The following is a 16,779-nucleotide window of genomic DNA, read 5'->3' as shown; positions in this document are numbered from 1 at the left end:
TACCGCCTGAGACGAATCTTCGATAGTGCGACCGTTTTCTGCTCCCGCATAACTATCCAATCCCCGATACATAAGGAGGTATGCACCGCCGAAAGCTGATCGCGGCCCTCGGTGCCGGACTGTTCGCCGGCTGTACCGGCTCCGAATCGACGACTCCGACCACAGACGAGACGACGAAGCGCGCGTTGACGACCGATACCCAGACTACGACCGCGACGACCGACGCCGACTCGACCACGTCCGACGACGGGACGACCGAAGACGAGACCACGACCGACGGGACGAGCGCGAAGTCGATTCAGGTGGGCGACCGCGTGGACGACGACCGGATGAGCATGGTCGTCCGCGGCGTGGAGAAGACCGAGAAGCTCGGCGAGTTCTCGAAGGCGGCGAGCGGCAACACCTTCGTCGTGGTGCGACTCGCGGTCAAGAACACGACGAAGGACACGTATCTCAACTTCAGCGGTTTCCTCCAGACGCTGTTGAAAGACGGGTCGGGCTACACCTACGAGCAGACCATCACCGCGAGCGGGCAGACGTTCACCGGCGGACAGTTGGTGCCCGGCGAGGTCGCTCGCGGCGACCTCGTGTACGAAGTGCCGAAGGACGCCTCGGACCTCACGCTCCAGTTCGACTTCGGCACCGTCTCGTTCCTGACGGTGGACCGCGTGACCGTGGACCTCGAATCGAAAGCGAACTCCGCGGCCGACCTCGAACAGAGCCTCCGGGTGGACGTGCGCGATACGGGCGAGTCGGTCGAGAACGGCGGCGTGACGGTGGCGGTCAACGGCGTGAAGTTCGCCAAGAAACTCGGCGAGTTCACCGCGGCGGGCGACGGTAAGGAGTACGCCATCGTGGACATCACGACGACGAACGAGACCGGTAGCTCCCAGAGCATCTCGACGGCGCTCCAGATGCTCGCCAAGGACGGCCGGGGGCGGACCTACCCGATGAGCATCAGCGCGGCGGCGTCGCTGGACCGGTCCTACGACGAGGCCTCGCCGCTGGCAGACGGCGAGAAGCGCCGCGGGAAGGTCGCCTACGAGGTCCCGAAGGGTGTCAGCCCGCTCTACTGGGCCTTCGAGTACTCGCTGTGGACCGACGGCGACAAGACGTTCTGGAAGCTCCGATAGCCGTCTCGCCGGGCCGCCATCCTTTCCGCCCTCGGTCCCGAGGGGTCGGGCATGGACCTCGACGCTCACTTCGAGTCGTTCGCGGCCCGCGACTGGCAGACCGCCGACGAGGGCACAGTCCGGGTCGCGCTCGTCGGTCTCGGCGAGTTCTCGCGCGACCACGTTCTGCCCGCGCTGGCCGGCGAGGCCGAGGGGACCGGGAGCGACGCTCCGACCGACCGCACGTCGTTCTGCGATATCACCGCGCTCGTCAGCGGGTCGCCCGAGAAAGCCGAGTCGGTCGCCGACCGCTACGACGTCGGCCGGACGCTCTCCTACGAGGAGTTCGAGGCGGGCGAAGGCGTCGATAGCTTCGACGCCGTCTACGTCGCCGGGCCGAACGCGCTCCACCTCGACCACGCTCGGACCGCCGCGCGACTCGGCAAGCACGTCCTCTGCGAGAAGCCCATCGAGACGAGCGCCGAGCGAGCGCGCGAGATGGTCCGGGCCTGCGAGGACGCCGGCGTGACGCTGATGGTCGGCTATCGGCCGCAGGTCGAACCCGCGATGCGGCGTCTTCGGGACCTGATTCGGGACGGCGTGCTGGGCGACCCCGTGGCCTTCCACGGCTGGTTCACGGGCCACATCCTCGACGGGGCCGGGCCGGACCAGTGGCGACTCGACCCGGACCTCGCGGGCGGCGGCGCACTGATGGACGTGGGCGTCTACCCGCTCAACGCGGTCCGGTTCCTGCTCGACGCGGACCCCGTGGCGGCGCAGGCAACGACCAGCGCGCCGGACGCCGAGTTCGAGGGCGTGGACGAACACGTCGCCTTCCAGTTGGAGTTCCCCGAGGGCGCGACCGCCTCCTGCACCGCGAGTTACCGCGCGCAGGCCGACGACCGCCTGCGAATCGTCGGCACGGAGGGGCAGGCCGCCCTGAATCCGGCGTTCGACTCGGAGATTCGGCCCGAACTCACGCTGGAAGTCGGCGACGAGCGCGTCGCGTACACCGGCCCGTACGTCAACGAGGTCGCCGAGGAGTTCGACTACTTCGCCCACTGTATCCTGACGGACGCCCGGCCGGACCCCGACGGCCGCGACAGCGTGGCCGACATGGAAGCGGTCGAAGCCATCTACGAGTCGGCCGAGACGGGCCGGCGCGTCGAGATCGGCGACGCCGAGACGTAGGACGCCGGGGACGCTCGCCGGCGGCGGCCGGCGTCGCGCGCTCGGTGACGCAATCCACGCGGACGCGCCCGGTGACGCGGACCGAGGTCTGGGTGGACTGAAAGGGGCCGCCCGCTCGCGTGCCGTTCAGTCGTCTCAGCGACCACTATCGGCAAGGGCATCGAGCGGAGCGAAGATGCCCGCCGCCGATATGTCGCTGAGCGACCGCGAGCGGGCGGGGGCTTTCGAGGCGGTGTTCGCGGTGTTCGCGGTGTTCGCGGTGTTCGCGGTGTTCGCGGTGTTCGTTCTCACGAGAAAAACGAATCCAACTCACGACCCGAACACAGATAGAAAATCCCACACTTTTACCACGCTACGACGACCTTCCCTCGTCCGTGAACCGAGCCGTCCCCGCCGCGTTCGCCGTTCTGGGCGTCCTCCTCGGCGCAGTCACGCGATTGGCTTCCGTCGCGCCCGCGCTCGTGCCGGACCCCGCACCCGGACCGCCCAGCGCCGTCGTCTTCCTGTTCGGCACCGTCACCTTCCTGCTCTCGACCGTCGCCGTCGCGGGTCTGGGCTACTGGGCGAACCGTCACGTCGCCATGCCCGAGCAGTTCGCTCGCTTCGCCGTGACGGTCGGCGTCGCCGGCGGCGTCGGGTTCGTCGTCGGCGGAATGGCCGTCCTCGCCACCGTCCCGATTTCGATGGACGGAATCTGGGCCACCGTCGTCTTCGGACTCGGCTACAACGCGGTCACGAAATCGGTCTCCGTCGGTCTCTACGCGCTGGCCGGGGCCGCCGTCGCGCACTTTCGCGGGCCGGCGAACGCTCGACGCTGAAGAAACCTCTACCGTTTCTAAACGAAGGAAGATACACTTCTGAAACAGCTACAGTTAGTTGTCGGCCAGCTCCGAACCGTGCCACGCCACCGACCAGTCGGCGGGACTCGGCAGGCCGCACCCCGTCAGCGCCAGCAGCGCGACGGTGCCGAAGTGGTCGCCAGTCGCGACGGGGTTCGGCAGGACGCCCGCCGCGACCAGCGCGAGCGGGAGCGCCAGCGCCAGCGGGGCGAGTGCGGCCCCGCGAAGCACCGAGTCGGGCGTCGCGTCGGGCAGGTTCGTGACCTCGACGCGGACGAGACTGCCTGTCAGCGCGCTCTGGAACGCCGACTCGCCGTCCGACGGGAAGACGGTGACGGCGTACTCGGCGTCGGTGAACGACAGCGGCACGACGTGGAGGAGTTCGTGGACGCAGACGCCGACGGCGACGGTGACGAGGAGGACGAGAGCGACCGAGAGCAGGTGGACGAGGCTGTGCATCCGAGCGACCGTGACCAGTGGGAGGACTCCAATCTTTCGGAACGCCGCGCCGCGCTACGGGTCGAGGTCCTCGGGGCCGTCGGCGGCCCGCGCCGCCGCGAGTTCGGCCAGCATCTCCTCAGTGGTCGCGTCCGCGACGTCGGCGTAGGGGTCCGCGACCGCGGCGAACGGGTCGGTCGCCGTCGCCGAGTCGTCTGCGGGGGTGCCGTCCGAGTCGCCGTCCGCGAACCCGTCGGCTTCGCCGAGCGCGGCCGCCCGCTCGACGGCGCGGACGACCCGCTCACCGAGACTCTCCGCCAGTCGGTCGGCCGCGGTCTCCGGCGGGACCCACTCGTAGTCGTCGTGTTCGTGGTTGAGCGACGCGCCGCGCTCGTCGGTCTCACACCGGTAGATCAGCGTCACCATCGGGTTCGCCGTCTCGCCGTCGAGCCACCCGCCGTAGACCGCCGCGACCGGCGGGCCGACCCGCGCGTCGAGGCCGACCTCCTCGCGGAGTTCGCGCCGGAGACCACCCACGAGCGTCTCGCCGACGTCGAACCTCCCGCCCGGCGGTTCCCAGTGGTCGCCGACGCGCGTCACCAGAACGTCGCCGTCGGGACCGAACAGTATCGCCTTCTGCGTTATCTTGCCGACGAAGTGATTCTCGTCGGTCGATTCGGCGTCGTCGGACTGGTCGGTGTCGTCGGTCACGCGACGCTCTACTCTCGGACGCGATATAGAAGTGAAGGAGACGGCGACCGAGATACCGAGGTCTCAGAACCTGGCTTCGAGTCGCTCGACGAGGGCCTCGTTGCCGAGGTAGACCGGCGTGCGCTGGTGGAGTTCCTCGACCTCGGCGTCCAGTAGCGACGTCTCGCCGTCCGAGGACCCGCCGCCCGCCGACTCGACGATGTAGCCGATGGGGTTGCCCTCGAACTGGAGGCGGAGTTTCCCCTCGGGCCGCGATTGGAGTTCGGGGTAGGCGAACACGCCGCCGTAGGTCAGCACCTGGTTCACGTCGCCGATCATCGCCCCGCCGTACCGGAGTTTGAGTTCGTCCTCTATCTCGCGGGCGTAGTCGGCGAACCGGTCGGTCCAGTCCGGGACGCGCCCGCCGAACCCGTAGACGGTCGGGTCCTCCGGGAGCGTCACGTCCTCGCGGACCGCGCGGCGAGAACCGTCGTTTTCTACCACGTACTCGGTCACCTCGCCCTCGCGGGCGGTCACCATCGTCGTGATGGGACCGTAGAGGACGTACGCCGCGGCGACGAGGCGGTTCCCCGGCGCAGGGAGGTCGGCGTCGTAGACTCCCAGAATCGTCCCCATCGAGTTGTTCGACTGGAGGTTCGAGGAGCCGTCGAGGGGGTCCACGGTGGCGGCGTACTCGCCGTCGCCCGCGTCCACGACGTCGTCGCGCTCCTCGCTGGCGAACTGGCCGACGCCCTCGATGGCGGTCAGTCGCTCTTCCAGCAGGTCGTCGGCCCAGACGTCGGCGGCCAGTTGCGTCTCGCCCGACGCGTTCCGGCCGTCGGTCTTCCCGCGGCGGCCCGCGAGTCCGCCCCGAATCTGGGGGGCCGAGCGGGCGACGACCTCGAAGGCCGCCGCGACAGCGTCGTCGGACTCCGCCGTCGGCGGTTCGGCGTCGCTCATTCGTCGAGCGCTTCGTCGGCGGTGGCGTCCTCGAAGATGACCTGTTCGAGCGCGTCGAGGATGGCCTCGGGGTCGTCGCGCTGCCAGACGTTGCGACCGACCGCGAGACCCGACCCGCCGGCGTCCATCACGGCTTCGACGCTGGAGAGGAACTCGTAGTCACTGACCTTCGACCCGCCGGACATCACGACCGGCATCTCGCCGGCGGACTGGACCGCCCACTCCATCGACTCCCGCGAACCGGGATACTTGACCTTCGCCATGTCCGCGCCGATTTCGAGCGCGATGCGGGTAGCGTAGGCGATGACGCTCTCTTTGGTGTCGTTCTTGAGTCCCTGTCCGCGCGGGTACGACCACATGACGACCGGCAGGTCGTACTCGCTGTGGGCCTCCTCCTGCACCTTCCGGAAGTCCTCGTACATCTCCGTCTCGTGGTTCGACCCGGAGTAGACGGTGTACCCCACCGCGTCGGCACCGATTTCGGCGGCGTACTCGACCGTCCAGTTCTGGGGCGAGTAGGGTTCGCCGGTCCAGAGGTTGCTGGTGCCGTTGAGCTTCGCCAGCAGGTTCACCGAGTCGTCGTAGGAGGGGTAGTACGTCTCGGCGACGCCCTTCTGGACCGCCAGCGACGTGACCGCGTCGTGGGTGCCGATTTCGAAAATCTGCTCGGGGTCGAGCGTCTCCGGAACCGAACCGAAGTCGGCGGAGGGACCGTGTTCGAGACCGTGGTCGTAAGCGAGGATGAGCGCCTTGCCGTCGCGCGTTACCGGGGAGTCTTCGAGTGGTATCATCCGTTTCGAACTGCGGTAACATCGCATAAGTGTCTACTGGTCAGCGAAGCCTCTGCCACTCGCTCCCAGAGTATCGTTTCGACCGCGAGAAGCGCCGTGGGAGCGATTCGACAGCGAGTATACTTACTACTCAGATAGTAAAAACTCAGGCGAGGTCCCGGGCGGCGTCGCGCCACTCGGTGACGAGTTCGCTGTCGAGTTCCAGCGAGTCGGCGACGTGTTCCGGGTCGGCGGTGGCGAGGCTCCGGACCGAGGTGATGCCGCCGTTCGCCAGAATCTCGGCGATGCGGTCGTCCACGCCCGGCACGTCGGTCACGGGGTCGGGTCTGCTCCGCTCGCGCCACGCCGCTTCGGCGGCCTCGGCCGCGCCGCTCCCGTCGGTCGTCGCCTCGGCGGGCTCGCCGCTCGCGGGCGACTCTGCGTCGCTCGGACTCCAGTCGCCGCCGGTCGTCGCCTCGGCGGTCGGTTCGGGGTCTTCGTCCTCCCAGTCGCCGCTACTGGCGGCGACCCACGCGCGCTCGCCGTCCTGCAATCCGCGGACCTTCTCGGAGCGCCGTTCGAGCGAGTCGTCGTCCTCTTCCTCGCCGCCGAACGACCAGTGGAGGGAGTGTTTCTTGCGGAGTCGGGTGGCGACGCCGGGGTTCACGCCCGCGTCCTGCAGCATCTCGTAGGAGACCGTCTTCTCGGGGATGCCGGTGGCGTCGAACTCCGCGCGGGCCAACACCTCCGCAGTCGCCGGGCCGACGAAGTGAATGTCGGTCAGTCGTTCGACCGCGTGCGGGTCTACGTCGTCGGGGGCGTCTTCGTTGCTCACGGGGCGTCACCGATTTGTTTCGGACTCACACTGCCGGGGCTTGAATGTTTTGACTAGCGTAGCTGAAGCTACACAGATACGGCCGAAGACCGGCCGGACCGCCGAACGCGGGCGGTCTCGACGACGAATCGCCGACGACTGACTCACTCCTCGGCGAAGCCGACCTACTCGGCGAACTCGATGCCGGTGAACTCGAAGCGCGCGCCGCCCGCCTCGCTCTCGGTGATTTCTACCGTCCAGTCGTAGGCCTCGGCGAGTCGCGCGACGTAGGTCAGACCGAGACCTAACCCGTCGTCGGAGGAGTGGCCCGCCTCGAAGACGGCCTCGCGCTCCGCGTCGGGGATGCCGTCCCCGTCGTCTTCGACGTAGAATCCCGCGTCGAGGTCGCCGACGCGGACCGTGACGCCCTCGCCGGCGTGTTTCAGCGCGTTACGAAAGAGGTTCTCGAAGAGGTGGTGGACGGGGTTGTGGTCCCCGCTAATCGTCCGACGCGCGTCCACGTCGAGGGTCGCCCCGTCGGTGTCGAGTCTGCTCCACGCCTCCGTCGCCACCCCGTCGAGCGGGACCGCCTGCTGGCACTCGGCGACGTCGCTGCCCTTCGCCAGCACCAACAGCACGGCTATCATCTCCTCGATGCGGTCGAGCGCGTCGGTGACCTGCCGTAGCGCCTCGGAGTCCGCGGACGATATCTGGTCGGCGTATATCTCGGCGACGTTCAGTGGGTTGCGGAGCTCGTGGGCCAACATGCTGGCGAACCTGTCGAGGCGCTCGTTCGACCGCTCTAACTCCGCGACCGTCTCGTTGAGTCGCTCCTCGTATCGCTTCCGCTCGGTGATGTCGGTCAGCACGACCTGCACCGCGGGTTCGCAGTCGCGAGTGATGGGGACGCTCGTGGTGATGGCGTGGCGGACCGCACCGCCGGCGGTCCGGAGTTTCGTCTCGGTCGAGGGGACGGCCTCTCGGCTTTCGAGGACCGAGTGGAGTCGGTCGGCGGCCCCGGCCCTGTCGTCGTCGTGGACGAAGTCCAGCAACGAGGTGCCGACCAGTTCCCCCTCGGTCTCGAACAGCGCGGCCGCGGCCTCGTTGGCCAGCGCGATGCGCCCGTCCGCGTCGCAGGTCAGAATCGCCACGGGCGCGGCCTCCACCAGCCTCCGGTAGCGTTCGCGTTGCTCCTCGATTTTCCGCTCGTACTCCCTGCGTTCGGTCACGTCGCGGACGACGGCGATGCGCTCGTACTCGTCGTCTTCGAGCGATAGCAGGGCGAACGTCGCTTCGGCGACGATGGTGTCGCCCTCGGCGGTCCGGAGTTCGGCTTCGAGGGTCGGGGTGTCGCACTCGCCCGCCAGTTGGTCGGCCTCGATTTCGCGCGCGGTCGCGGCCACGTCGTCGGCGACGACCGTCGAGACCGGTTCGCCGAGGAGGTCCTCGCGGTCGTAGCCGACCATCTCGGCGTACGCCTCGTTGACCATCGTGAAGTTGCCCTCCGGGTTCACGGTGTACACGCCGTCGTTGACCGTCTCGATGATGCGCCGGTAGCGACTGAGTTCCCGCTCGGTCTCGACGCGCTCGGAGATGTCCACGAAGTACACCGACAGCCCCGTCTCGGAGGGGTAGGCGTTGATTTCGGCCCACACGTCGAGCGGTTCGTAGTAGAGGTCGAAATCGACGGGCGACTGGTTCTCCATCGCCTCGTGGTACTTCTCCCAGACGAAGCCGTCGGCGGACTCCGGGAACTCGTCCCAGATGCGCTCGCCGAGCAGTTCGTCTTCCGAGCGCTGGAGAATCTCCTCGGCCCGCTCGTTGAGGTGGGTGAACCGCCACTCGTCGTCGAGCGCGTAGAAGGCGTCGGTGATGCGCTCGACGACCGCGTCCCAGCGGTCGGCGTCGTCGTACTCGGTGCCGTCGTCGGGGCCGGCACCGTCACCGCCGTCGGTCGGGTCGGGTTCCGCGGCCCGCCACCAGATGCGCTCGTCGCCGATGCGCTTGGTTTCGAGTTCCCCGCGCGTGGCGAGTTCGGTCAGGTTCCGCTCGGCGCTCCGGTGCGGACAGTCGAGTTCGGCCGCGACTTCGCGGACCGTCAGCGGGGTCCCGTGGTCGGACTCCTCGAACACCCGCTCGACGTCCTCCAGCGTGACGCTCGGCTCTCCCGACGTGCCCATACTTGCCTTACGACGCCGGGCCACTAAATGCTCACGCGGCGAACGTATCGGCCGGTGTCCGAAACGGACCGCCGACTTCGGTAGGCTTACGGCCCGACCGCAAGAATTGCCGAGCATGGTACGCACGCTCGATAGCGTAGAGAGTATCGGCGTCGTCGGCGCGGGCACGATGGGCAGCGGCATCGCGCAGGTCACGGCCCAGTCGGGCTACGACGTGGTGATGCGCGACGTCGAGGAGGAGTTCGTGCAGAACGGCTTCGACTCCATCGAGGACAGCCTCGACCGGTTCGTGAGCAAGGACAAAATCTCGGAGGACGAGGCCGAGGCGACCCTCGACCGCATCGCGGGCACCACCGACCTCGCAGACCTCGCGGACTGCGACTTCGTGGTGGAGGCCGCCGTCGAGAACATGGACATCAAGCAGGACATCTTCGCGGACTTGGACGACGCGATTCCGGAGGACGTGATTCTGGCCACCAACACCTCGACGCTCTCCATCACGACCATCGCCTCGGTGACCGACCGCGAGGAGCAGATCGTCGGTCTGCACTTCATGAACCCCGTGCCGGTGATGACGGGCGTCGAGGTCGTCGTCGGCGAGAAGACCGACGGGGACGTGGTCGAGTTCGCTCACGCGCTGGCCGAGGACCTCGGCAAGGAGACGTGGGAGTCCGACGACAAGCCGGGGTTCGTCACCAACCGCATCCTGATGCCGTGGATAAACGAGGGCATCCGGGCCTACGACGAGGGCGTCGCCACCAAGGAGGACATCGACACGGGGATGAAACTCGGCACGAACGTCCCGATGGGACCGCTCGAACTCGCCGACCACATCGGACTCGACATCTGTCTTGACGCCAGCGAGACGCTCCACGAGGAGTTGGGCGACCGCTACAAACCGGCCTACCTCCTCAAGCGCAAGGTCGATGCCGGCGACCTCGGGAAGAAGACCGGGGCAGGATTCTACGAGTACTGACAACGACTAAGGGTCCGACGTTCGAGTCGGTCGTATGGACGATTCCCCGGCGTTCGAGACGGACACCGGCACGAACACCGACGCTGACTGGCAGGACGCCTACCGAGCTATTCTCGACGCCTGCCTCCCGAACTGTCTCTCGGTCGCCGACGGCGCGGCGACCGTCCCGCGGGCCAACGCCCTCGCGGGTCTGGGGAACCCCGAACCGTCGAACGGGGAGTCGTCGGACGACGACCTGCCGGACGCCGAACGCGCCGAAGAACGCCTCTCGTCGCTCGACGCCGCGGGCGCGGTCGAGTGCGACGGCGACTCGGTGGCGGTGCTGTTCGACCCCGAGGCCGACCGCGAACTGACGAGCGAGCGATGGCGCGTCGCCGCCGACGCTCTCGCGGCGGAAATCGAGCGCCTCGACGCCGAGGCACTGGACGACGACGGGGCCAACCGCGAGGAGGAGATAGACGAGAAAATCGAGACCATCGCCGCGGAGATTCGGGACATGACGGCGGACGACGGGATGCCCGACGTAGACGACCTCGACGCCGACCAGCGCGAGCGATTCCGGAACCTCAAGGAGGAGTTCGTCTACTACCGGAACCTTCGGGAGGCGAACACGGACCCGACGAGGGCGCTGGCTCCGACCCTCGCCGACCGGACCGACCGACTTGGAGACCTGCCCGACCGCGCGGACGACGCGCTCGCCGAGTTCGAGACCGCGGTCGAAGCGACCGCGGCGCTTCGGCAGGCGGTCGATAGCGACGACTCGGCGGTGATTCGAGAACGAGTCGCGCGACTCGTCGAGGTCCTCGACGGGTAGCTCACGACGGCGAGAACGGTTCGTCTTCCAGTTGGGACCGCAGTTCTCCGATTCGCTCGCGCTCGACGTTGCCGGACTTGAACAACTGAATCAGGCCCACGACCTCGGCGCGCGAGACCTTCACGCCGCCCTCTTCCACGACATCCTCGGGGCGCTCCAGCAGTTCACGGCTGGTGCCGACAGCGAGCAGGAAGGGGATGGCCCACGCTTCGACGGTGTTGCCCCGCGACTCGGGAAGGGCTTCGAGGTAACGTTGGGCGTCGTCCATGTAGCCCCGCGCGTGGCGGGTCACGCGCTGGATGACCCCCGCGACCGCGGTGTGGTTCTCCGGGTGAGTGACGTTCGCGGGACTGACGCCGTACTCCCGGAGCCACGCGGCCGGGAGGTAGACGTTGTTCTCCTCGCGGAAGTCGTCGGACACGTCCTTGGCGACGTTGACCAGTTGGAGCAGGAGCGCGAAGCCGCGGGCGTTGGCGCGCATGATTTCGGCCCGGCGGTCGTCCACGTCTTGGGCGAGCAGGTTCGTGATGAGTTCGCCGACCGTCCCGGCGGCGTACCAGCAGTACTCCTCTAACTCGTCGATGGTGTGGATACGGAGACCGCCGTCGTCGGCGTATCGGTCCACGAACTCGGCCATCCCGGTGACGAGTTCGCTGACGGGCGGGTAGATGGCCGACTGGGCGTCCTCGCCGAGCGACCGGAAGGTGGCGACGACGCGGGGCGACTCGGCGACGACGTTCCAGTCGGCCTCGTCGCCCACTTCGTCGGCGTCCACGCCCTCGGCGTTCGCGGGGAGCCACGGTTCGACTGCGCGCTGGAACTCCTCGATGTCGGTCTCGTCCTCCGGGTCGAGCGCGTCGTCGTAGAGCGAGAGGAGACGCGACTGCTCGTCGGGCGGGATGTGACCGGCGTCCTCGACCGTGTCGGCGACGCGACAGAGCAGATAGCCGACGCAGATGTAGGAGGCCATCGGTTCCTCCAGCACGTCGATAGTGATGGCGAACGTTCGCGAAACGCCCTGGACGGCGTCGAAACACCAGTCGATGTCGGCGTCAACAGGGCGCTCGGTGGGCGGCTCCGTGTCCATGGACTTTTGGGTCCTAAGGACGCGAGATTGAAAAACTTGAGCAAATGCAGTAGCATTTACCGCCGCTTGGAGGCGAGCGACCCGAGGGTCTCCCCGTGGCGCGAATGGACCGGCGACGTTCCGACCGAACTCGCCGGGCGACGACCGGCCCAACGCTTATTCTCGCGCACGGCGTCGTGACGAACGTGATTCCGACGCCGAAAGACGCCGCGAAGGTACTGGTCGGCAAACCGCTCAACGTCCGGAAAGACAGACTCAACGTCGCGTCCTTCGTCGTGCAGGCCGCGCTCGCGCTCCGGAACGGGAAGCCAAAGCGGGCCTTCCTCCTGCTCGGTGCGGCCAGCGTCGCGCCGAAACACCCCGCCGCGTCGTGGCTGGTGCAGGGCGCTGTCACCGCCAACGACGTTCGCAAGAAGCTGTTCTAACCGAGGTCCGACCCGCCGAACTCGCCCGACGACACCGAGGCCGGTGGCCCGAAGGTCCGAAGCGAGGGGACGAGCGACCAGTACGCCGCCAACAGGACCGAACCGACCCCGCCGGCGAGCATCACCGCTCGACTGCCGAATCGGGAGCCAAGAAAGCCGCCGAGTAGCATCCCGCCCGGTAGCACGAGGCTCGACGCGCTCCCGACGAGCGCCGTCACGCGACCGAGGAGGCCGTCGGGGACGCCGGTCTGGAGCGTCGCCGACGCCGATACGTTGTAGACGCCGACGGGCACCCGCGAGGCCGCGAACAGCGCGACCGTGAGGAGTTCGCCGGGGAGCGCGACCGCACCGACCCACGCCAGTCCCGAGAGGACGAAGCCGACCACGACCGTTCGACCGAGTGGGATTCCGTCCACCGCGGCCGCCAGCATCGCCCCGACGACGCTTCCGACGGTCATCCCGGCGAGTAGCAGTCCGTAGGTCTCGGCCCCACCCACAGCGTCTGCGAACGCGGGAAGGACGGCGAGCGCGACCCCCGTCAGGAAGTTCGCCAGCAAACTCCCGGCGAGCATCGACCCGACGACGGACCCGGAGACGACGCCGACGCCCTCCCGGAGGTCGGTGAGATAGCGCTCGAAGTCGAGGCTCGCGTCCGGGTCGCCCCCACGAGACGGAATCGACAGCGAGGCGAAGACGGTTCCGGCGAGGACGAACGTCGCGGCGTCCACGACGTAGAGCGCGACGGCGCTCGTCGCGGCCACGACCGCGCCCGCCACGCCGCGGGCCGCGGCGTCCACCGTCTTCCCGACGACTTTGGCGGCGGAGTTGGCCCGGACCATCTCCTCGTCGGCGACGAGGTGGGGCACCGCCGCGTTCTGGGCGGGTCCCGCGAACAGGTTCGCCAGCGAGAGCAGGGGCATGGCGACTAACACGACCCAGACCGACAGGTGGCCTGTCGCCGCCGCGACCGGCACGACGAGCACGAGCAGTCCCTGTGCGACCTCCGACAGCGTGATAGTTCGCCCGAGCGGAAAGCGGTCCACGAGCGGCCCGACGAACGCCTTCAGGACGCCGGGTACGCGAGTCAAAAATCCGGCGAGACCGGTGTACGCGGTCGAACCGGAGAGGTCGTAGACCAACCACATCGCGGCGACGGCGTAGAACCCGTCACCGAGGACGCTCAGGGTTCGACCCGCCAAGAGGCGACGAAACGCCCGGTTCCGGAAGACGGCGACCCGACGCCGGACCGACTCGGAGAACTCGAATCCAGTCACGTCGGGAGCCACGACCGGCGACGGCTTCAGCGTTCGGCGAACCGGAGTTCTGTAGACGTGATTATACTTCTTCGTGGGATTGATTGGGCTGGCGCGAGCAACTGACTCGCATGGCGAACTCGGGAGACGTGACCGACGCGCTCGACGTCCTCGGCAACGAGATTCGAGTCTCCATCCTGCGCGAACTCGCGGAAGCCGACGGCCCGCTGTCGTTCACCGAACTCCGGAAGCGCGCGGGGATTCGGGACACCGGGAAGTTCAACTACCACCTGACGAAGCTCTGCTCGTACTTCGTCCGGGAGGCCGACGGCGGCTACGAACTCGGCCACGCCGGGTCGCGGGTGATCGCGGCCGCCGACCCGCGCGCCGGAACCGCGGAGTCGGAGGGCCGGGAACCGGACGCCGAGAGCTGCCCGGTCTGCGGCGAAGCGGACTGCGAGAAACTGTTTCACGTCCACCTCGAACCGCCGTGGCGGTAGGGGCAGTCGGGAGCGGAACGCCCTGAGTGCCCGCCAAAGGGAAAGCTAAAGGACGGCGTGGGCGCAACATTTGCGCATGGACTTCAGCCTCTCCGCCGAGCAGAAGCAGATACGCGACATGGTCGCAGAGTTCACAGACGAGGAGATAAAGCCCCGCGCCGACGAGATAGACGAGACCGACGAGTTCCCGCAGGACCTCGTGGACGAGATGGCCGAGTTGGGTCTGATGGGGATGCCGTTCCCCGAGGAGTACGGCGGGGCGGGCCTCGACTACCACTCCTACGCCATCGGACTGGAGGAGATTTCGCGCGGTTCGGGCGGCCTCGGCACCGTCGTCGCGGCCCACACCAGTCTCGCGGGCAACATGCTCTACGAGTTCGGCGACGAGGACCAGAAACAGGAGTATCTGACGCCGCTCAACCGCGGCGAGGACGTCGGCGCGTTCGCGCTCTCGGAGGCCGGCGCGGGGTCCGACGTGCCCGCGATGGACACCACCGCGGAGTACGACGCCGATGCCGGCGAGTACGTCGTCGACGGCAGCAAGCTCTGGATTTCCAACGGCTCGGTCGCGGACACCGTTACCCTCTTCGCCAAGACCGACCCCGAGGCGGGCAACAAAGGCATCTCGTCGTTCGTCGTCCGGCCCGAGGAGGACGACGGTTTCCACGTCGAGGGCACCGAGGACAAACTCGGCGACAAGGGCTGTCCGACCGCCGAGCTCCGGTTCGACGGCATGCGCATCCCCGAGGACCGCCTGCTGGGCGAGGAGGGCCGCGGGTTCGTCCACGCGCTCAAGACGCTCAACGGCGGGCGTATCACCATCGCGGCCCGGTCCATCGGCATCGCGCGCGCCGCCCTCGAAGACGCCCTCGAATACTCGCAGGACCGCGAGCAGTTCGACCAGCCCATCTCGGAGTTCCAGACCATCCAGCACAAACTGGCCGACATGGATACGAAGGTACAGGCCGCCAAGATGCTGATGCACCGTGCGGCCGACCGGAAGATTCGCGGCGAGGACTACATCAAGCAGGCCGCGCAGGCCAAACTCTACGCCTCGGAGGTCTCCCGAGAGGTCGCCAACGAGGGCATCCAGATTCACGGCGGCTACGGCTACACGAAGGACTTCCCCGCCGAGCGGTACTATCGGGACTCGAAGCTGAACGAAATCTACGAGGGGACCAGCGAGGTCCTGCGGAACACGATTGCGAACGAACTGCTGGACTGATTCGACAGCAGTGAACGGATTTCTGCGGTCGCTTCTTCGGGTTCGGTTCCTCTGGCTTCCCGCGGTCGGACTGTTGTTCGCCGCGGTGCTGGTCGGCATCGAGTGGCTTCCAATCGGTGGCGGATGGGGTATCGTCGTCGCTGGTCTGCTGACGGTGGTCGCGGTGTTGGCGGTCGGTCTGGTGGTTCTGCTATTCCGGTGACGACTCGCGCTCTATCTTCTCGCGCATCCATTCGAAGTGTTCTTCCACCCGTCGCTCGCCCGCGTCGGTCAACGCGTAGGCCTCGTGGATACCCTCGGTGCGCTTCTCCACGAACCCCTTCTCTTCGAGCGACCGCAGGGCAGCGTAGAACGATTGGGAGTCGATGTGGGTGTCGTAGTGGGCTTCGAGTCTGGTCTTCAGACTCTGCCCGCGCAACGTCTCGGCGTTGTACAGTAGGACGCAGAGGTCCCGGCGTCGGCCGCTCTGGAGCCATTTGGTCATGCGAGAGCAATCCGGCCGCGGGACTACGAGGGTTGCGCTTCCCGCGCGAGCGAAGCGTTCCGTTCCGCGACTCAGCCGAACGGTCGGAACCAGACCGCCGCGAGCAGGAGCGCCAGAAAGACGTACGACCCGCGGACCAGCAACATCGTCGCCAGTTCGGCGTCGGCCCGGCGCGCGATTCCGGCAATCGCGGCGAACCCGGCGGCCGCGGCGACGCTGCTCGGCGGAAAGACGGCGAGCGCGGCGAGCGCGACCACGAGGACGAGCGCGGTGGTCATCAGCGCGTAGGCCGCGGTTCTGGCGCGCTTCGGACCGAGCGTCACGGCGACGGTTCGCTTCTGGATGGAGCGGTCGTAGTCGAAGTCCTGGGCGTCGTCGATGACCTTCACGCCCGAGAGCAAAACGAGGAAGACCGCGGCGAACGCGACGGCGATGGGCGCGAGCGTCCCGACCTGCGCGGCGAACCCGCCCAGAATCGCCAGCGCGATGCCGAGCGGATAGCCCGTCGTCGCGGTCACGGGGTTGGTGTCGAGTTGCGGCGCGTGGTGGTACGCGATCAACCACGTCGGGAGCGTCAGGGCGACGGTGAGACCGCCTGCGAGCGGCCAGAGCGCCAGCAGGCACCCGGCGAACAGCGCGCTCGACCCGGCGAGCGCCGCCTTGCACCCGCGCTCGGAGAGCGGGTGGTCGTCGTCCTCGTCGCGGACGTAGAAGTCCACGTAGCCGTCCTTGACGTGGGCGGTGTACACCGCCGCGAAGATGGCCGTCGCGTGGACCAGCCCCGCCGCGAGGTCGAAGTGCCCCGTGAGGACGCCGCCGAACAGCGACGAGGCGACTGGCGGCGTCATGAACACCGGGTGGACCTGCGAGACGAGCGCGCGGACCGCGGAGGCGACGCCGGACTCCCGGCGAGCGATGGGCATACTCCACCTAGACGGAAGCGAGACGCATAAAATCTCAGGCGAACCGAACTCGCGAGTCGCACGCTCCGACCGCGGACCTGATACGATACCAAGGTTTT

Annotated in this window: 19 protein-coding genes; 9 read left to right on the top strand and 10 right to left on the bottom strand. The window is 67.9% G+C overall.

Annotated elements, in window-relative coordinates:
• Positions 1-80 precede the first annotated feature (80 nt).
• From M0R88_RS16900 to M0R88_RS16890, 3 genes are all read left to right on the top strand, one after another.
• Positions 81-1,133: a DUF4352 domain-containing protein gene (locus M0R88_RS16900; protein WP_248654593.1), complete on the top strand. Its 1,053-nt coding sequence runs from the start codon at positions 81-83 to the stop codon at positions 1,131-1,133.
• A gap of 51 nt (positions 1,134-1,184) precedes the next feature.
• Positions 1,185-2,303, top strand: a complete 1,119-nt coding sequence (gene gfo6 / locus M0R88_RS16895) for a D-xylose 1-dehydrogenase Gfo6 (protein WP_248654592.1) — start codon at positions 1,185-1,187, stop codon at positions 2,301-2,303.
• 374 nt (positions 2,304-2,677) lie between these two features.
• Positions 2,678-3,121, top strand: a complete 444-nt coding sequence (locus M0R88_RS16890) for a hypothetical protein (RefSeq protein ID WP_248654591.1) — start codon at positions 2,678-2,680, stop codon at positions 3,119-3,121.
• A gap of 54 nt (positions 3,122-3,175) precedes the next feature.
• Here the strand turns inward: M0R88_RS16890 and M0R88_RS16885 are convergent, their stop codons facing one another.
• The 6 genes from M0R88_RS16885 to M0R88_RS16860 form a co-directional block, all read right to left on the bottom strand.
• Complete coding sequence (locus tag M0R88_RS16885) at positions 3,176-3,601, bottom strand: hypothetical protein (RefSeq protein WP_248654590.1); 426 nt, start codon at positions 3,599-3,601, stop codon at positions 3,176-3,178.
• Positions 3,602-3,655: 54 nt separating this feature from the next.
• Positions 3,656-4,291, bottom strand: a complete 636-nt coding sequence (locus tag M0R88_RS16880) for an NUDIX domain-containing protein (protein WP_248654589.1) — start codon at positions 4,289-4,291, stop codon at positions 3,656-3,658.
• Between the two features lie 63 nt (positions 4,292-4,354).
• A complete protein-coding gene (locus tag M0R88_RS16875) occupies positions 4,355-5,230 on the bottom strand; it encodes a class 1 fructose-bisphosphatase (RefSeq protein WP_248654588.1) in 876 nt (291 codons plus the stop codon).
• Entirely contained in the window at positions 5,227-6,021 is a 795-nt protein-coding gene (locus M0R88_RS16870; RefSeq protein WP_248654587.1) for a class I fructose-bisphosphate aldolase, read from the bottom strand. Before M0R88_RS16870 ends, M0R88_RS16875 begins: the two co-directional genes overlap by 4 nt.
• 145 nt (positions 6,022-6,166) lie before the next feature.
• Positions 6,167-6,835 (bottom strand): DUF7409 domain-containing protein, encoded by a 669-nt coding sequence (locus M0R88_RS16865; protein ID WP_248654586.1) that lies wholly within the window; start codon positions 6,833-6,835, stop codon positions 6,167-6,169.
• A 164-nt stretch (positions 6,836-6,999) separates the two neighbouring features.
• Positions 7,000-8,994: a PAS domain S-box protein gene (locus tag M0R88_RS16860; RefSeq protein WP_248654585.1), complete on the bottom strand. Its 1,995-nt coding sequence runs from the start codon at positions 8,992-8,994 to the stop codon at positions 7,000-7,002.
• A gap of 115 nt (positions 8,995-9,109) precedes the next feature.
• On the opposite strand from M0R88_RS16860, the gene M0R88_RS16855 reads away from it, so the two are divergent.
• Positions 9,110-9,970 (top strand): 3-hydroxyacyl-CoA dehydrogenase family protein, encoded by an 861-nt coding sequence (locus M0R88_RS16855; protein ID WP_248654584.1) that lies wholly within the window; start codon positions 9,110-9,112, stop codon positions 9,968-9,970.
• Positions 9,971-10,004: 34 nt separating this feature from the next.
• The gene (locus M0R88_RS16850; RefSeq protein WP_248654583.1) at positions 10,005-10,784 is read left to right on the top strand and encodes a hypothetical protein; all 780 of its coding nucleotides are present in this window, start codon (positions 10,005-10,007) and stop codon (positions 10,782-10,784) included.
• Between the two features lies 1 nt (position 10,785).
• Here M0R88_RS16850 and M0R88_RS16845 read toward each other — a convergent pair whose 3' ends face one another.
• On the bottom strand, positions 10,786-11,871 hold the full coding sequence (locus tag M0R88_RS16845) for a phytoene/squalene synthase family protein (protein WP_248654582.1): 1,086 nt from the start codon (positions 11,869-11,871) through the stop codon (positions 10,786-10,788).
• Positions 11,872-12,056: 185 nt separating this feature from the next.
• Here M0R88_RS16845 and M0R88_RS16840 point away from each other — a divergent pair, with 185 nt between their 5' ends.
• On the top strand, positions 12,057-12,296 hold the full coding sequence (locus M0R88_RS16840) for a hypothetical protein (protein WP_248654581.1): 240 nt from the start codon (positions 12,057-12,059) through the stop codon (positions 12,294-12,296).
• Here the strand turns inward: M0R88_RS16840 and M0R88_RS16835 are convergent.
• A complete protein-coding gene (locus tag M0R88_RS16835; protein WP_248654580.1) occupies positions 12,293-13,570 on the bottom strand; it encodes an MFS transporter in 1,278 nt (425 codons plus the stop codon). The two genes, M0R88_RS16840 and M0R88_RS16835, sit on opposite strands and share 4 nt — an antisense overlap.
• A gap of 110 nt (positions 13,571-13,680) precedes the next feature.
• On the opposite strand from M0R88_RS16835, the gene M0R88_RS16830 reads away from it, so the two are divergent.
• The 3 genes from M0R88_RS16830 (at position 13,681) to M0R88_RS16820 (ending at position 15,476) form a co-directional block, all read left to right on the top strand.
• Complete coding sequence (locus M0R88_RS16830) at positions 13,681-14,049, top strand: winged helix-turn-helix domain-containing protein (RefSeq protein WP_248654579.1); 369 nt, start codon at positions 13,681-13,683, stop codon at positions 14,047-14,049.
• Between the two features lie 76 nt (positions 14,050-14,125).
• Positions 14,126-15,274, top strand: coding sequence for an acyl-CoA dehydrogenase (locus tag M0R88_RS16825; protein WP_248654578.1), 1,149 nt, complete (start codon positions 14,126-14,128; stop codon positions 15,272-15,274).
• Positions 15,275-15,284: 10 nt separating this feature from the next.
• Positions 15,285-15,476, top strand: coding sequence for a hypothetical protein (locus tag M0R88_RS16820; RefSeq protein ID WP_248654577.1), 192 nt, complete (start codon positions 15,285-15,287; stop codon positions 15,474-15,476).
• Here the strand turns inward: M0R88_RS16820 and M0R88_RS16815 are convergent.
• Both M0R88_RS16815 and M0R88_RS16810 read right to left on the bottom strand, forming a co-directional pair.
• Entirely contained in the window at positions 15,465-15,758 is a 294-nt protein-coding gene (locus M0R88_RS16815; protein ID WP_248654576.1) for a PadR family transcriptional regulator, read from the bottom strand. The two genes, M0R88_RS16820 and M0R88_RS16815, sit on opposite strands and share 12 nt — an antisense overlap.
• A gap of 71 nt (positions 15,759-15,829) precedes the next feature.
• Positions 15,830-16,681, bottom strand: coding sequence for a UbiA family prenyltransferase (locus tag M0R88_RS16810; RefSeq protein ID WP_248654575.1), 852 nt, complete (start codon positions 16,679-16,681; stop codon positions 15,830-15,832).
• Positions 16,682-16,779: the final 98 nt, after the last annotated feature.

It is taken from the genome of Halorussus gelatinilyticus, assembly GCF_023238445.1.
In the GTDB taxonomy this organism is placed as follows: domain Archaea; phylum Halobacteriota; class Halobacteria; order Halobacteriales; family Haladaptataceae; genus Halorussus; species Halorussus gelatinilyticus.
The sequence above is the reverse complement of the archived record's forward strand: the minus strand, read 5'-3'. Positions and strand labels throughout refer to the sequence as shown.

What these genes read in the sequence shown, in the direction of transcription:
- M0R88_RS16810 (WP_248654575.1), bottom strand. Translation starts at nt 16,681, where the DNA reads ATGCCCATCGCTCGCCGGGAGTCCGGCGTCGCCTCCGCGGTCCGCGCG.
- M0R88_RS16850 (WP_248654583.1), top strand. Translation starts at nt 10,005, where the DNA reads ATGGACGATTCCCCGGCGTTCGAGACGGACACCGGCACGAACACCGAC.
- M0R88_RS16825 (WP_248654578.1), top strand. Translation starts at nt 14,126, where the DNA reads ATGGACTTCAGCCTCTCCGCCGAGCAGAAGCAGATACGCGACATGGTC.
- M0R88_RS16900 (WP_248654593.1), top strand. Translation starts at nt 81, where the DNA reads ATGCACCGCCGAAAGCTGATCGCGGCCCTCGGTGCCGGACTGTTCGCC.
- M0R88_RS16815 (WP_248654576.1), bottom strand. Translation starts at nt 15,758, where the DNA reads ATGACCAAATGGCTCCAGAGCGGCCGACGCCGGGACCTCTGCGTCCTA.
- M0R88_RS16830 (WP_248654579.1), top strand. Translation starts at nt 13,681, where the DNA reads ATGGCGAACTCGGGAGACGTGACCGACGCGCTCGACGTCCTCGGCAAC.
- M0R88_RS16875 (WP_248654588.1), bottom strand. Translation starts at nt 5,230, where the DNA reads ATGAGCGACGCCGAACCGCCGACGGCGGAGTCCGACGACGCTGTCGCG.
- gfo6 (WP_248654592.1), top strand. Translation starts at nt 1,185, where the DNA reads ATGGACCTCGACGCTCACTTCGAGTCGTTCGCGGCCCGCGACTGGCAG.
- M0R88_RS16845 (WP_248654582.1), bottom strand. Translation starts at nt 11,871, where the DNA reads ATGGACACGGAGCCGCCCACCGAGCGCCCTGTTGACGCCGACATCGAC.
- M0R88_RS16870 (WP_248654587.1), bottom strand. Translation starts at nt 6,021, where the DNA reads ATGATACCACTCGAAGACTCCCCGGTAACGCGCGACGGCAAGGCGCTC.
- M0R88_RS16885 (WP_248654590.1), bottom strand. Translation starts at nt 3,601, where the DNA reads ATGCACAGCCTCGTCCACCTGCTCTCGGTCGCTCTCGTCCTCCTCGTC.
- M0R88_RS16855 (WP_248654584.1), top strand. Translation starts at nt 9,110, where the DNA reads ATGGTACGCACGCTCGATAGCGTAGAGAGTATCGGCGTCGTCGGCGCG.
- M0R88_RS16860 (WP_248654585.1), bottom strand. Translation starts at nt 8,994, where the DNA reads ATGGGCACGTCGGGAGAGCCGAGCGTCACGCTGGAGGACGTCGAGCGG.